Source organism: Cognatishimia sp. WU-CL00825 (genome assembly GCF_040364665.1).
Taxonomy (GTDB): domain Bacteria; phylum Pseudomonadota; class Alphaproteobacteria; order Rhodobacterales; family Rhodobacteraceae; genus Cognatishimia.
Genome location: NZ_BAABWX010000003.1, coordinates 79,295 through 95,060 on the forward strand (window position 1 = coordinate 79,295; position 15,766 = coordinate 95,060).

At 54.3% G+C, this 15,766-nt stretch carries 13 protein-coding genes; 3 read left to right on the forward strand and 10 right to left on the reverse strand.

All coding sequences use genetic code 11. The features are described from left to right. Positions 1-2,346, forward strand: a complete 2,346-nt coding sequence (locus ABXG94_RS12550; RefSeq protein WP_353534651.1) for an aldehyde dehydrogenase family protein — start codon at positions 1-3, stop codon at positions 2,344-2,346. After that, positions 2,339-3,034: an NAD(P)H-binding protein gene (locus ABXG94_RS12555; protein ID WP_353534652.1), complete on the forward strand. Its 696-nt coding sequence runs from the start codon at positions 2,339-2,341 to the stop codon at positions 3,032-3,034. Before ABXG94_RS12550 ends, ABXG94_RS12555 begins: the two co-directional genes overlap by 8 nt. A gap of 11 nt (positions 3,035-3,045) precedes the next feature. Here the strand turns inward: ABXG94_RS12555 and ABXG94_RS12560 are convergent, their stop codons facing one another. From ABXG94_RS12560 to ABXG94_RS12595, 8 genes are all read right to left on the reverse strand, one after another. Continuing rightward, positions 3,046-3,567 (reverse strand): GNAT family N-acetyltransferase, encoded by a 522-nt coding sequence (locus ABXG94_RS12560; RefSeq protein ID WP_353534653.1) that lies wholly within the window; start codon positions 3,565-3,567, stop codon positions 3,046-3,048. A 72-nt stretch (positions 3,568-3,639) separates the two neighbouring features. Further along, positions 3,640-4,944, reverse strand: a complete 1,305-nt coding sequence (locus tag ABXG94_RS12565) for a M16 family metallopeptidase (RefSeq protein WP_353534655.1) — start codon at positions 4,942-4,944, stop codon at positions 3,640-3,642. Then, positions 4,941-6,275: a M16 family metallopeptidase gene (locus ABXG94_RS12570; protein WP_353534932.1), complete on the reverse strand. Its 1,335-nt coding sequence runs from the start codon at positions 6,273-6,275 to the stop codon at positions 4,941-4,943. The genes ABXG94_RS12565 and ABXG94_RS12570 overlap by 4 nt, the downstream gene beginning before the upstream one ends. Positions 6,276-6,373: 98 nt before the next feature. Further along, complete coding sequence (locus ABXG94_RS12575) at positions 6,374-6,883, reverse strand: DUF3035 domain-containing protein (protein ID WP_353534657.1); 510 nt, start codon at positions 6,881-6,883, stop codon at positions 6,374-6,376. Positions 6,884-6,939: 56 nt separating this feature from the next. Further along, the gene (gene lspA / locus ABXG94_RS12580; protein ID WP_353534658.1) at positions 6,940-7,410 is read right to left on the reverse strand and encodes a signal peptidase II; all 471 of its coding nucleotides are present in this window, start codon (positions 7,408-7,410) and stop codon (positions 6,940-6,942) included. A gap of 135 nt (positions 7,411-7,545) precedes the next feature. Then, a complete protein-coding gene (gene purH / locus ABXG94_RS12585; RefSeq protein WP_353534659.1) occupies positions 7,546-9,135 on the reverse strand; it encodes a bifunctional phosphoribosylaminoimidazolecarboxamide formyltransferase/IMP cyclohydrolase in 1,590 nt (529 codons plus the stop codon). A gap of 19 nt (positions 9,136-9,154) precedes the next feature. Beyond that, positions 9,155-10,915, reverse strand: a complete 1,761-nt coding sequence (locus ABXG94_RS12590) for a heparinase II/III family protein (protein WP_353534660.1) — start codon at positions 10,913-10,915, stop codon at positions 9,155-9,157. A 181-nt stretch (positions 10,916-11,096) separates the two neighbouring features. After that, positions 11,097-12,365 (reverse strand): RsmB/NOP family class I SAM-dependent RNA methyltransferase, encoded by a 1,269-nt coding sequence (locus ABXG94_RS12595; protein ID WP_353534661.1) that lies wholly within the window; start codon positions 12,363-12,365, stop codon positions 11,097-11,099. 77 nt (positions 12,366-12,442) lie between these two features. Between ABXG94_RS12595 and ABXG94_RS12600 the strand changes: the two genes are divergently transcribed. Further along, the gene (locus tag ABXG94_RS12600; protein WP_353534663.1) at positions 12,443-12,619 is read left to right on the forward strand and encodes a DUF1674 domain-containing protein; all 177 of its coding nucleotides are present in this window, start codon (positions 12,443-12,445) and stop codon (positions 12,617-12,619) included. A gap of 72 nt (positions 12,620-12,691) precedes the next feature. Here ABXG94_RS12600 and ABXG94_RS12605 read toward each other — a convergent pair whose 3' ends face one another. Beyond that, on the reverse strand, positions 12,692-14,713 hold the full coding sequence (locus ABXG94_RS12605) for an ABC transporter permease (RefSeq protein WP_353534665.1): 2,022 nt from the start codon (positions 14,711-14,713) through the stop codon (positions 12,692-12,694). Then, complete coding sequence (locus tag ABXG94_RS12610; protein WP_353534666.1) at positions 14,710-15,762, reverse strand: quaternary amine ABC transporter ATP-binding protein; 1,053 nt, start codon at positions 15,760-15,762, stop codon at positions 14,710-14,712. The genes ABXG94_RS12605 and ABXG94_RS12610 overlap by 4 nt, the downstream gene beginning before the upstream one ends. Positions 15,763-15,766: the final 4 nt, after the last annotated feature.

Consider the following 15,766-nt stretch of genomic DNA (forward strand, 5'->3'; position numbering starts at 1 on the left):
ATGACTGTAAAAGAGATATTTGACACGATGGACTATGGCTTGGCCCCGGAATCTGCCGCGGAAGCTTTGGCGTGGTTGGTTGATCAGGGAGCAGCGTTTGGCCATTTTATAAACGGTCAGTTCACCCAGGCGACGGACAGTTTCGAAAGCAAAAACCCGGCAAATGGCGAAGTTTTGGCCACCTTGTCGCAAGCCACCCAATCTGATGTGGACGCCGCGGTAAAAGCCGCGCGCACCGCACAAGGCAAATGGGCCGCCCTACCCGGCCACAACCGAGCGCGGTTTCTCTATGCCATAGCGCGACTTATTCAAAAGCATAGCCGTCTGTTTGCGGTTTTGGAAAGCCTAGACAACGGAAAACCGATCCGCGAAAGCCGCGACATCGATATTCCACTGGTACAACGCCACTTTTACTATCACGCGGGCCTGGCACAGCTGATGGACAGCGAATTGCCTGACCGCGAGGCGCTTGGCGTCTGTGGTCAAATCGTGCCGTGGAATTTCCCTCTGCTCATGCTGGCCTGGAAAGTTGCACCAGCCATCGCCATGGGCAACACGGTGGTTCTAAAGCCTGCAGAGTACACGTCACTAACTGCGCTTTTGTTTGCAGATATCTGCCGACAGGCCGGGCTGCCCAATGGCGTCATAAATATTGTGACCGGCGATGGCGCGGTGGGCGAGCTGATCGTCAATCACCCTGACATCAACAAAATTGCCTTTACTGGGTCGACATCTGTAGGTCGCAAAATTCGCCAAGCCACCGCTGGATCTGGAAAAGCACTGACACTCGAACTGGGTGGAAAGTCGCCCTACATCGTCTTTGAAGACGCTGACATCGATTCTGCCATTGAAGGGCTGGTTGATGCCATTTGGTTCAACCAAGGCCAAGTTTGTTGCGCGGGTTCACGCCTCTTGGTGCAAGAAGGCATCGCAGAACGGTTTTACCAAAAACTGCGCACCCGCATGGATGGGCTGCGGATTGGCAACCCATTGGACAAATGCATTGATGTTGGTGCCATCGTCGACCCAATACAGTTGCAGGCCATAAGCGACATGGTCGACGGTAACGCAGATGGCGAAACCTATAAATCAGCGGCCCCTCTGCCTTCCGAAGGCTGTTTCTATGCGCCGACTTTAGTCACCGGACTGTCAACCGCTTCGACATTGATGCAAGAGGAAATCTTTGGCCCTGTACTGTGCTCAATGACCTTTCGCACCCCCGCTGAAGCCGTCGAAATCGCCAACAACACACGTTATGGCCTTGCCGCAACGCTTTGGACCGAGAACGTCAATCTCGCCCTAGACGTTGCACCAAAACTGGTGGCGGGTGTGGTTTGGATCAACGCAACAAACCTATTTGATGCGGCCGCAGGATTTGGCGGCGTCCGTGAAAGCGGCTTTGGCCGTGAAGGCGGCTGGGAGGGCTTGCAAGCCTATACAAAACCCACTCGCAAAACCAAAAAACTGTCCAAAATCGACGCCTTTTCTGGAGATGACGGTCCAACAGATCCACTGGATCGCACATCCAAACTGTATATTGGAGGTAAACAAGCCCGTCCGGATGGGGGCTATTCCCAGAATATCTATTCCCCCAAGGGCAAGCTTTTGGGGCAGGCCCCGATCGCCAATCGCAAAGACATTCGCAACGCCGTCGAAGCGGCGGCAGGTGCAAAAGCTTGGTCCAAAACCACGGGCCACCTGCGGGCGCAAATTCTGTATTACATCGCTGAAAACCTCTCCGCGCGCGCAGATGAATTTGCAAAACGCATCAACGCTCTGACTGGCAAACGCGGTGGTCAAACCGAAGTCGAAACCGCTATTTCGCGACTGTTCACTTATGCTGCATGGGCCGACAAATACGACGGGCAGGTGCATGGTGTTCCAATCCGGGGTGTTGCGCTGGCCATGAAAGAGCCATTGGGTGTTATTGGCGCGATTTGCCCAGACGACGCGCCCCTGTTGGGCCTTGTCTCGCTTATGGCCCCTGCCATTGCGATGGGAAATCGCATTGTCTTGACCGCCTCCGAAGCCTTCCCCTTGGCTGCGCTTGATTTCTACCAGGTACTCGAAACATCAGACGTGCCGGCAGGTGTGGTGAATATTGTTTCTGGCAATCACACAGAGCTTTCACAAACACTAGCTGATCACCTGAATGTTGATAGTGTATGGAGTTTCAGTTCGTCTGATATTTCGGCTGACATCGAAGCACGCAGCGCGGGCAATTTAAAACGCACATGGGTGAACAACGCCCAATCGCGCGACTGGTTGGGCAGCGAGGGCGAAGGCCAAAACTTCTTGGCCGCCGCAACAGATATCAAAAATATTTGGGTCCCTTACGGTGAATGAACAGAACCAACCGCACCATGTGGCGCTTCTTGGTGCCACGGGTGCGGTGGGCACTGAAGTGCTGCGCACATTGATCGCCATGCCAACGGTGGCGCGGATCACCGTTTTGACACGTCGCCCACTTAGCGCTGTCGATGATGCAAAAATCGTGGAACACATTGTTGATCCGCTTGATCCCAAGACCTATGCAAACCTTGTGGCTGGGCACGACACGGCAATCTGCACATTAGGCGTTGGGGCGGCTTCCTCGGTAAGCAAAGAAGAATTTCTACGGGTTGACCGCGATGCGGTCATCGCATTTGGCCAAACCTGCAAAACCCACGGCATCAAACACTTCCAACTGTTGTCGTCTGTGGGAGTGAGCCCAACATCGCGCGTGTTTTATTTGCGCAGTAAAGGCGAATTGGAAAATGCTCTCCGGGGACTGGAATTTGCTCGACTAAGTTTGTTTCACCCCAGCAATATTCTGACACCTGAAAACCGCTATGGTCTGGGTCAAGCCGCCGTACTGGCGATATGGCCGCATCTGAACTTTGTTTTGATCGGTCCGCTGCGCCATCTGCGCGGCATAAAAGTGGGTATTTTGGGCAGCGCTATTGCTAAGAATACCACCGCGTCTGTACCCGGTGCAGGCCCGATGATTTCTGTCTTGGAATGGGATGATTTCCATCAACTCGCGCAGACCTAGAACCGGTAGAATCAAGCGATGATCAACTCATACATATCTGTTTCCGGCGTCGACATCGACTTGTTGACCTGAAAGCCCGACTTTTGCAGCACACGCGCAGATCCCGCATTTTCAGCCACCACACCACCCAAAATTTGCAAGTTTTGTCCGGTTGGAATTGACGACACCAACCCTTGTAGGAGTTCTGATGCGATCCCTTGCCCCCAAACGGTTTGGGCAAGCAAATAGCCAATGTGCATTTGCTTTACCCCAGTTGATTGGTCAAATTCCGCAATAATCAGCAACCCGATAACGTCGCCTGAATTTCGGTCTGTGACCAGAAAAGTCTCGCCTTCTTGCGCCTGCTGAGCCACCCATTCAGCAATTTGATTTGGCTGTCCAGACAACTGCAATGGCGGTGGCAGATGGCGCAACACCGCGGGTGTCAGCAAGGTTGTCAATCCAGCCTCAAGCCACTCTGAAGCAACACCGTTATCGACTGCGACATTCCAGTTATGAACCTTTAAACGAGTGGTTTCAAAAGCTGTTATCATAGCACCTCGCTTTGATCAGTGGCGCAGTGATGTCACTTACCGCGCCCCTTCATTTTTTTAACGTCCCGCGGATTAATCCCCCTGCTTAACGGGCTGTCCGACAATCACAAAATGCAGGTCTTCAGGCCGCAACAGACGTTTCGCAACCCGTTGAATTTCAGGCAAGGTCACCGCATTCACCTTGTCATTGCGGGTGGCCGCATAGTCTATCGGCAGCTCATCCATCTGCATCCCAACCAGGATATTGGCAATTGGCCCATTGCCGTCAAATCGCAATGGGTAAGCACCGGTCAAAAAGGTTTTGGCCTTCTCCAGCTCTTCCGGCGTTGGTCCGACTGATGCCATACGTGCCCATTCACTGCGAATAACATCCACTGCTTGTGTTATCCGATCATTGGCGGATGCAACACTGCCCAAATAAACCTGCGCCAGATCTTTGGCGACCAAAAAGGTATTCACCCCATAGGTCAGGCCGCGTTTCTCACGCACTTCGGTCATCAAGCGGCTATCAAAGCTCCCCCCTCCTAAAATAACGTTCAGAATATAGGCTGCAAAGAAATCAGGATCATCGCGTTTGATGCCCTCGTGACCAAAAATAGCAACAGATTGAGGAGTTTCGAAATCCACCAGTGTTTCGCCACCGTTCAATTGATAGGTTGCTTGCACGGGCAACGCTGTCCCGGTTGCTGGCAGGCCTTGCAAAAGCTGATCAATTAGCGTGCCGAGCTCATCGGCGGTGATGTCCCCAACTGCAGAAACATAAACCCGATCCAACGCCAGCGCGTTTTTATGGGCCGTCACAATGTCGTCACGCTGCAGCGCTGCCAGACTGTCCAATGTACCATTCAAAGAAGTCGCATAGGGATGATCCCCAAACGCCAAAGCATCAAAAGTATTGCCAGCGATACGATCCGGGTCCTTGGCATCCGACCGAATAATACTAGCAACCTGCTCGCGGACCCGATCAATCGACACCTGATCAAAGCGTGGCATCACAACCGATTTTCGCAGCAAATCCACCGCAGCGTCTCTGTTTTCTGTCAAAAACCGCGCCGAAATCATCACGGCGTCATCGTAAACATCATAGTCAAAATTCGCCGCGAGCTCCTCGGTAGCACGCGCAAATTCCTGCGCGTCCATCTCGCCTGTGCCTTCTTCCAACAAGCCAATCATCAAATTGGTCGCCCCGCGTTTACCGGGTAAATCCAACGTGGCCCCGCCTTTAAAGCGCAACTCAAGCGCCACAAATGGGATCGAATGCTCCTCGACCAACCAAGCTGTGACGCCCCCGGGGCTCACAACCTCTTGAATCGCGATTTCTGCGCGCGCGGGCAGTGCCGCCATCAAGGCGAAAGCCGCAATAATAATCCGCTTCATTGGCTCACCTCTGTCATTGTTTGGGGGCGCATCAACCATCCAGTGACCGAGCGATCAATGTCAAAAACCTGCTTGGCGGCAGCAAGAATGTCGGCTTCTGTCACCTCTTGCAAAAGTTCGGGCCAAGCGCGCACATCTTCGATTTTCAAACCGCTTGTCAAAGCACGTCCATATCGGTTGCCAACAGAGTCAGCTGCATCGCGCGCATAAATCTGACTGGCGCGCATTTGCATTTTGATCCGCTCAAGTTGATCCGTATCAACACCCTCTTCCAAGAACTTCACCACTGTCGCATCAAGTGCCGTCTCTGCTTCTTGCAGCGACACCCCCTGTGCAGGCACAATCACCAGATTGAATGTCGTGTCATCCAAGGACACGCCGCTATAAAACGACGACACATAAACAGCTTGTTTGCTGCCAAACTGCAATTCTTTGGCCAAGACAGAATTTGGCCCCTGCCCTAAGACCTGTGCCAGTAATGTCAAAGCCGCCGCCTCTTGTTGCGCACCAGAATCGCGTTCTGGGGCCAAATAAGACCGCGTGACATATTCCTGAGCCACGCGTGGATCGTGAAATTTCATGCGACGAGCTGACGTCTGTGGCGGATCCTGCGGCCGAGCCCGCTCTGGCAGATCAGGATTCGCCGGAATCACCCCATAATATGTTTCCGCCAAGGCCTTCACCTCGTCCGGATACACATCTCCTGCAACAACAAGCACAGCGTTATTTGGCGCATAATAGGTCTGGTAGTACTCCAACGCATCCTCAAGGGAGAGCTGCTCCATTTCATGACGCCAACCAATAATAGGCACGCCATAACGGTGGTTTAAATATTGCGCAGCGTTGCGCTGCTCTCGAAACAACGCACCGGCGCTGTTTTCAGTGCGTTGATTGCGTTCCTCGATGATCACGTCCCGTTCGGTCAGAATTTCATCCTCTGACAGGCGAATATTCACCATGCGGTCGCTCTCCATCCGCATCATTAATTCCAGACGATCGGCGGCGACGCGTTGGTGATAAGCGGTATAATCATAGCTGGTAAACGCATTGTCGCGTCCACCATTCGCAGACACCACTTTAGAAAATTCCCCAGGCTCCAGTTTTTCGGTGCCCTTGAACAACAAGTGCTCCAAGAAATGCGCCACACCCGAGACACCCGGCTTTTCATCTGCAGATCCGGCTTTGTACCAAACCATGTGCATCACCACCGGTGCCCGGTGATCCTCGACAACAACCACTTGCATTCCGTTGTCCAAAACGAAATCGGTCACCATCTCCTGGGCTCGTAAAGGCAAAGCCGCTAAAACGGTAATTCCCGCCAGCATTATCATGCGCCGCAAAACACTCTCCTCAAATTTATTTATGAGGGATAGTTACGCTCTGCACGCAGGGCTTCAACCCTTTCAACGCGTTTGTGAGAATTTGGTTGTTACGGGGCGGAAGGGGCTGTTGGTGTTTTCACACCTCGGGCGCGCCAAACCGCCAACTCGCGATAGGCGTTCAAATGATAGCCGCGATAGACCTCGTTATAGCGATCAGGCTTGGCCAAACGCCAACCGGTAAAGCGGGCAAAGCGGCCACGGATAACTTCATCATCTTGGGCCAACTGGGCGCGCACTTCCGCTCCGGCCCCGCGCCGCGCAGCATAGCTTACCAAAGATCCATCGGCGCTTGGATAGGCCTGCCCGCTTGAAGCTGTGGTCTTGACGCCACCCAATGCGGCCGCCGCATCATTGAGCGGTTGCTGATCGGTCACGTTATTGCCCCCGGGGGTGGGCGCAGGCAATGTTGTATAGTTCTCCGGCGCAACCAGTGGCTTGGTCGGAATGATCGCAAATTCATCTGGGCCGTCATCATCAGACGACAGCACGCGGATACCTCTTTCATTGGCACAAGCTGATACCAACAACGCCAATCCGAATAATACTGCCCGCGTCATGCGCATCGCCATACTCCTGCCATTTCCGTCAGCTTTAACGCATCGCTGCACGCGCGTCACGCCTGCTTTTTCGCTCCGCCCCAAAACGCGAGACCAAGCGCGCCCGCAAAAATTGAAATATCGGCAACATTAAACGCATATGGATTGTTGATTCCGCAGCAGGACATATTCAGAAAATCCGCCACTGCTCCATAAAGCAACCGGTCAACAACATTCCCCAATGCCCCGCCAATTAATAAGCCCGCGGCGACCATACCCAGTTTTCCGGGACGGTCCTTTTGAACCCAATAGTAAACAAACGCACTGATCGCAAACGCGATGATGATCAAAATCCAACGCGCCACACCACTGTCATCAGCAAATAGACCAAAATTAATACCTTGGTTCCAAGCCATATGAAAATTCAAAAAAGGAGGCAGCACTTCGATGCGCTGCACGTCTTGCAAATCCAAGGCATGCACCACAAGGTACTTGCTTGCTTGGTCCACGATAAACGCCCAAAACCCTGCCCAAAATACGAGTCGCATCGCTCGTTCCTCTGTCCTCGCGCGTTATGCGCTGTTTTGTGGTTTATTCCCACAGTCCCTGACTGGGCCTTTTAACAGACCTCTTGCTGGGCACCTAATTTGGGCCTGTCAGCCCGACGCTGACAGGCCAATTCTTTAATGACGGAAGTGGCGCATGCCGGTGAAGACCATCGCTAAACCCGCTTCATCTGCCGCGGCAATCACCTCTTCATCGCGCATCGAACCACCCGGCTGAATGACGCATGACGCGCCTGCCGCTGCTGCTTCCAGCAAGCCATCGGCAAACGGGAAAAACGCATCAGACGCAACCGCAGCCCCTTTGGCCAGCGATTCATCCAAGCCCATTGCCTGGGCCATGCGCTCTGCTTTGGTCGCTGCAATCAAAGCCGAATCCAAACGGCTCATCTGGCCTGCACCAACGCCAACAGTCGCCGCGTCTTTCACGTAAACAATTGCGTTGGATTTTACGTGTTTTGCCACTTTCCAGGCAAACAAAAGGTCGCGCAACTGATCGTCGGTTGGTGCCACTTTGGTCACAACCTTCAAATCATCCAAGCCAACAAAACCGTTATCTTTATCTTGCATCAAGTAACCGCCGGACACCTGACGGATGGTATTGGCTGCTTCCAGAGGGTTCGCTAGGCCTTCTGTGGTCAGTAAGCGCAGGTTCTTTTTCTTGGCAAAAATAGCCTTTGCCTCTTCGCTGGCCCCCGGCGCAATCACCACTTCGGTGAATATCTCAGTTATAGCCGTGGCGGTTTCAGCGTCCAGCGGCTGGTTTAGCGCCACAATGCCGCCAAAGGCTGATGTGCGGTCACAATCAAAAGCTGACTTATAGGCCTGCAGCAACGTGGCACCCTTGGCCACACCAGACGGGTTGGCGTGCTTGATGATTGCACAAGCTGCGCTGTCGGCCGGATCAAACTCAGATACCAATTCAAAGGCCGCATCGGTGTCATTGATGTTATTGTAGGACAGTTCCTTACCTTGATGCTGTTGTGCTGTAGCCACGCCGGGACGACCAGTTCCATCGACATAGAAAGCCGCCTTCTGGTGCGGGTTTTCACCGTAGCGCAGTGTCTGTGCCAAAGTGCCAGCCACAGCCCGGCGACGTGGCGCTTCTACACCAATTGCGCCTGCCATCCAGGTCGACACAGCCGCATCATACGCGCCGGTGCGCGCATAGGCGACTTGCGCCAGTTTCTTGCGAAATTTGGGGCAGGTCGCGCCATTGTGTTGATCCATATCACCCAAAAGCTTGTCATAGTCAGCCACGTCAACAACCACGGTCACATCGCCATGGTTTTTTGCAGCCGCCCGAATCATTGCTGGTCCACCAATGTCGATATTTTCGATACAGGTGTCATAATCGGCACCTGCCGCAACAGTCGCTTCAAATGGATACAGGTTCACGACCAGTAGATCGATCGGCGCGATGTCATGTTCCTGCATCGCCGCCACATGGGCATCGTTTGACCGCAGCGCCAGCAAACCACCATGCACCTTTGGATGCAAAGTTTTCACGCGCCCGTCCATCATTTCTGGAAAGCCGGTCACATCCGCAACATCTTTCACAACAAGACCTGCGTCGCGCAGCGTTTTAGCAGACCCCCCGGTCGACAGCAGCTCTACGCCACGCGCACTCAGAGCTTGGCCAAGCTCAATAAGTCCGGTTTTGTCAGATACAGAAATCAAGGCGCGGCGGATGGGGGTCATGTCGGTCATCAGATCAGTGTTTCCAAGGTCAGTGTGTCAGGTCCAGCTCGTCCCGGTTCAGATCTCGAATGGCAATTGCAGAATCTTGTGCCTTTGCCAAAGACCACCGGATGCGCGTCGCATACTCCATTGCGACACCAGATAGAACAATCTGTTTGGCCGCACGGGGCTTTAATCGCCCTTTTTCTAAATAAACCGAAGGTTCCAACTGTAAATACCCGCCAGAATTGTGTCGAAACACCCAAATCTCGCTGCTCTTAAGCGCAATCGACACCGCCGCACCGCCCATATCCAAGGTTGCATCCACATCCGGATGCAAATGGAATCGCAACTGATAGGGGATTCCCTGCAAGGATTTCGCGTCCATGACCCGGTCAAATTGTCGTTTTGACGGGTCGGACATCGACAGCAAAAGATCCTCGCCCACCATGCCACGCCCATCAAAGGTCAGCTCGAGTGTGCGCGCATGCGTCAGCCCATGGGTCGCCAGATAACCATCGTGACCGCCCTCAAACCGCAAGCCATCGCTGGCTTGACTCATCTGAATGGGAACTTCTTTTGGCACATCGACCAAGCGCTCGTCGCGCCAGCCCTTGCCACGACCGGACTCGCCAAGCCGCGCCGAAGAAAACCCATCCAAAGTTAATGTCGAATGGCTGGGTGTCGCGCGCCCTGCCCGCCGCCAGTCTTCGCCAAAACTAGCCCCAGAACCACAATTCACAATCACCGGCCGACGGCCGCTTGTTAACTCAAATGCCAAGGTCGACGCATGAGCATTCAACGAGAAATCATCAGAAGGGGGCGAACTTGCATCAATAATCACGCTGGTACGCCCAGAGGACAGCCGCGCATATCCCATCGACAACCCATCGGCGTTGCGTTCTTTTGTTGCGCTCGCCGCAAGCGCTGAATCCAAACGGCCTTCTAAGCCACGTCCACCGCCATGGAACCGCGCCAATCCTCCGTCTGAATGACGCAATGTGCGCAAAGTCGGTGCGATCTGTTCTATCGCTTTTTGGTGTATCTCGCTTGGCTCTCTGCCCGCCTCGTGCAGCGCCGCGCTGACCCAGGTCAATAAAGTGAAAACCTCTAACAGCTCTTCCGGATTACGGGTGCGTAACCCGCCTTCAGAATCAATCTGCTCTTTGCATTCTTTGGACAGCGCTTTCAGGGCAGGTCCGACGTGTTTGGACATGCCCTCCAAAGCCAAGCCAGCATAAATCAACCCAGCAAGTGCTTCGAAACGGCTGATTCCATGCGCAGAACTTTGCCATCGGCGCGCCAGAAAAATCGTTTGTTGGCCTAGCGACTGGTAAAAGGCATCCGAGCGTTCTTTATCGAGCCCCCGCATCAAAAAAATGGCGTGGTTGATCCAACGTATCAATCGCCGCCCGGTTAATTCTGGTGTCCACCCAGTGCCCTTGCCGTCACCAAACAGGTCTATCCATTCCCAAATCCAAGCCTGAGCCTTTGCTCGTGACGCGCTATCGCCAACGGCGGCCAGATCGTCCAACCAGGTAAATCCCTGAATTTCTTTTGAAAATTCTTCGTCTGGAGCTTGCAAATACCAAATGGAGGTATTGGGCCGCACGATCAAATAGCCAGCAAAAAGGAAATTTCCTGCCAACAGCTGGCGCCCCTTGGCAAAAACACCAATCGCCCGAGGTTCTGGCATAGACGTAAATAGCGTCGCAGGCTGCGCAAGTGTGCTCAAACGGGCATGCACACGATTCATGAAACGCGTGTATCGCGCGCCCAAACGATTGGAATGGCCCTTTGGCTTAATCATCAAATCTGCCTCTACGCTCTTGTGGCGTTTGGGCAAAGTGTACGCGGCAATCAAAACAATGTCACCGATTCAATCAACAAGCCTGATCCCTGCAAAAAATCGCCGAACAGCGCCTTTTTACAATGGATAAAAATTTACGAATCAGACCAGTTCAAACCCACAGCTTAGACACATAAACGTCTTAGCTTTTGCGCAAACACGCAATGTAGAAACCATCCATACCGCCCTTGTCAGCCCAATAGTCTGGTCGCAGACGCAAGCCGCCTTCTTCGGTGATCCACGCAGGATCAACCCCCGGCACTTTCAATGCAGCGACATCGGTGGATATGTCGCTGTGACGTGCCAAAGCATCCTCAACCTGACATTCGCCTTCGTCGGGCAGCAACGAACAGGTGCAAAACACCAAACGTCCACCTGGTTTTAGCAAACCAATGGCATGATCCAGCATCTGGCTCTGCAAATCGATCAATTCCCCAAATTCGCTGCCATCCTTGGCAAAGGGCAAATCCGGATGCCGGCGCATCGTGCCTGTGGCCGAACAGGGCGCATCCAACAAGATCACATCCCAGGAACCCGTTTCTTCCAGCGCGTCGCCCACAACCAATTCGGCCTTGAAACGCGTGCGTTTCAAATTTTCGCGCACCCGCACCATGCGGTTTTTGCTGCTGTCAACGGCGCGCACCTGGGCTCCCGTAGCAGCAATCTGCATGGTTTTGCCACCAGGAGCCGCGCAAAGCTCGAGCACAGATTCTCCCTCTTTGGGGTCCAGAACCTGAACCGGGATCGAAGCCGCCGCATCCTGCACCCACCAGCTGCCCCTTTTAAAGCCCGGCAACATCGAGACCTGGCCTGCATCTGTCAGACGCACAGTGTTATTCTCCAGCAATTCGCCACCAAGCGAGCGTTGCAAAGCGCCGTGATCGCCCTTGGCCATCAGGTCCAAAGGCGCACCAGCAAAATGCGCAACTTCCATCTTGGCGACCACATCATTGCCATAGGCCGCAACCAAAGGGTCGCGGATCCATTTTGGCATGCGCGGCGTGCGCAAAGTTGGCCAAAGCTCGACCCCGGTAGCGGCGATCTTGCGCAATACCGCATTCACCAACCCCTTCATCGACGCCGTACGCTTGTTCGCCCCAACTATTTCCACGGCGCTGTTCACGATCCCATGTGCGGCCCCGCCCTGGCATAGTTCTACCGTGGCAATACGCAGGGCATTATGCACGGTCAAAGGTGGGTATTTTTGCAAATGCTTTTGCAGCAACCGATCTGCGCGCTCGATCCCGCGCAAGGTTTCAGTGGCCAAACGTTGTGCAGTGGCACGATCTGCCGGTTGCAACTTGTCCAGCGCACCTGCGCCAATCAATTCGGACATCAGCCGGCCTTCGCCCAACACTTGATCCAGCAGATAAACAGCACTGCGCCGCGCTTGTACGCCGGTTTGCGACATGGGGAAACTCCTGATTCACTTGTCCTTTGAGGATGCGCGCGTATATCAAGGGGGCGTTGCGAAAGGAACCCCGCACCATGAGCGAAATTAAAAAAGACCTACCCCCCGCGGCACAACGCGCTTTGGCAGAGGCCGAGGAACGGCGCGCCAAAGCAGACGCGCTGAAGCTTGCACCAGAGCTTGGGGGTCGAGATGGGCCGGAACCAGTGCGGTTTGGCGACTGGGAGAAAAAGGGCATCGCTGTCGACTTTTGAGCCGCCTCAAAAAAGAGGGGGGCTAACGCCCCCCAATTTGGGTATTTAGATCAAGAACAAATCTTAGATGTTTTAAAGCCCCAAAGCGGCCCGTCGTTTTTCAGCAAAGCCCTGCACCAGACGATCAGCGATCAATGCAAGCATGGCCATGGCTGCCCCGGCGGAAATGCCCAGTCCGATATCTGCTTGACCAAGTGCCAAATAGATCGACTGACCCAATCCGGTTGTGCCAATCAGCGCGGCGATCACCAGCATCGAAAAGGCATATAAGATCGTTTGGTTTAGCCCCAATAGGATGGAAGGCGCCGCGTAGGGCGCACGCACTTCGCGCAGCATTTGCCAGGTTGTCGCCCCAGACGCGGTTGCGGCCTCGACCATATCTGGTGGCGTAGTAACCAAACCATGGCGTGTGTAACGGATCATGGGCACAATCGCATACATGCAAATCGCTAGGAATGCAGAGAATTCGCCGATTTGGAAAAACATCAGCACCGGGATCAGAAACACAAACAGCGGTATGGTTTGCAGCAGGTCACACATGGGTCGCAGAATGGCCCAAGCCATGCGGCTGACCGAGGCCCAAAGCCCCAAAAGCCCGCCGATGACTGCGCAGGCAAAGACCGATGCGCCTGACAGGTAAAGCGACAATAAGGCACGCTCCCACAGTCCCGCCAGCATGATGGCCAACAGCAAGATTACCACTAGCCGCGCCAGTTTCAGCCCGCCAGAGGTCCAGCCTAGGGCAGCAAGCCCCACCAGCACAAAAGCCCAGGGTAAATCTGCAACGCCCGTTTCAAGTATAATCGCCGCGATTGCCACCATCACCCCAGCGGCCAGATTGCCGCGCAAGGCGATCAATCCTGCCAAAATGCCAGCGCCAGCAAAGACATAGAGCGAATAGGCCGGTTGCCACATAAAACCCCAGGTAAAGGGCAACACAGCTTGATCAAGCCCGATGCGCAATGGCAACAACCCATAGAACATCGCATTGTTTTTTATGCTATCTAAGGCGGCCCCATTGGATGATGTAAAGCTGCCAACCGATGCGTCAACGCTGGCGGCAATTCCATCCATCCAGTGGATATCTGCTGGATCGACGCGCAGCACAAAGGCTGCAACAACACCCAAAGCCATCAGGCCATAAGCGACTTTGGCGTCGTATTGTTTGCGCTGGGTCGCCAATGCGCCAGACATGCGGTCGATCACAATTGCAAAGACCACAATCACAGAGCCAGCCAAAAACGCCTGACCAAACCAGGCTTTTCGCATGGTGAGCAAAACTTCCCAGCCGATGTCATCAAATCCGCCAATCACCGCTGCGATGATCACCATCGACAGAGCCGCCATCAGGCTTTGGTTCACTCCCACCATGATTTGGGTTGCCGCGGCAGGGATCTCTACCAAAAACAATTGTTGCCGACGCGTGCCACCAGACATGATTGCGGCTTCGCGAATGTCATGTTCGACCCGTTCCAGGCCAAGCAGCGTATTGCGCGCCATCGGCGGGGCCGCATAGATTGCGGACGCCACCAGACCCACCACCGGGCCAAAGCCAAACAGAAACAGCAAGGGGGTGAGATAGGCAAAGGTTGGCACCGTTTGCATCACATCTAAAACCACGTTGACCGCTGATTTCAGCCTTGGGTTTTCATAGGCCAGAATACCGATGGCCATGCCCATCAACAGCGCCAAGGGCACCGAAACAAAGACCAAAGCCAAAGTGCGCATGCTTTGCGCCCAATAGCCAGACACCAGGACAAACCCAAAACCCACAGCGCCAAGCGCAGCCATTTTCCAACCGCCTAGTCGCCAGCCCAAGGCGGTGACCGCAGCAATGATGATTGGCCAGGGTGTTTCACCCAATATCCAGCCAACTCCATCCATCGGAATGCTCAACAACCACGACAACCCGCGTGCCAGCGGCTTGAACCAGCCAAGCACCAACCCAAGACCCGAGCTGATCCAGTCATGCACCGGAAATACCCATGCCGCTGGCCATTTGATCAGCCAAGCCAATTGGCTCTCAAACGAAAGGCAGAAGACCCCGACAATCAGGGTCACTAAGGCTGCCCAGGCCCCTCGTGTCATACTCATGCTGTTTCGCCGCCCAAGGCTTTGACAAAGTTCTCGGGGCGCACTTGGCCCACAACCTTGCCGTCGCCATCTTTGACCGGCACAGCTTCAAATTGCGCCGCACATTGGGTCAAAGCCGCCTCAAGCGACATGCCCGTGCGCAATTCCGGCCAGTCACCCGCCAGCGTTGCGTCGCCCACCGGTTCCATCACTTCGCCCAGTGTCATATGGCGGCCTTTGGGGATATCGCGGGCAAATTCACGCACGTAGTCATCCACGGGGTTCAAAACAATCTGCGTCGGCGTGCCGATTTGCACCACTTCGCCATCCCGCATAATCGCAATGCGATCCGCCAGCTTTAAAGCTTCGGCAATATCATGGGTGATAAAGACAATCGATTTTTTCAAGGTCGCTTGAATGTTCAGGAATTCATCCTGCAACTGGCGACGGATCAAAGGATCAAGCGCGGAAAACGGCTCATCCAGAAACCAGATATCGGGGTTCACCGCCAAAGAGCGCGCAATGCCCACACGCTGGCGTTGGCCACCAGACAATTCTCGCGGATAGGAATTCTCGCGCCCATCTAGCCCCACCAGCTTGATCACCTCTAGCGCGCGCGCTTGACGTTCAGCGCGGCCAGCCCCCTGCATTTTTAGCGGAAAGGCCACGTTATCTGTCACGGTCATATGCGGGAACAGGCCAAAATGCTGGAACACCATGCCCAGCTTATTGCGTCGCAATTCGATCAAACGGCTTTCGCTGGCGGTCAGGATATCCTCACCGTCAATGCGCACCGCACCGGCTGTTGGTTCAATCAGACGCGAAATACAGCGAATCAAGGTAGATTTGCCAGAGCCAGACAGCCCCATAATGACAAACAGCTCGCCCGATTGAACTTCAAAGTTCGCATCTCGGACGGCGGGTATCAGCCCCTGATCCTGTAGCTTCTTTGCGGTGTCCCGCATGTCCTGCGTGCCAGTTTTTTGCAGACTGTCACGCGCCCCTTCGCCGAAGACCTGCCACAGGCCTTCGACGGCAATCGCCGGTGCGATGCTTTTGTTTTCAGACATCAAG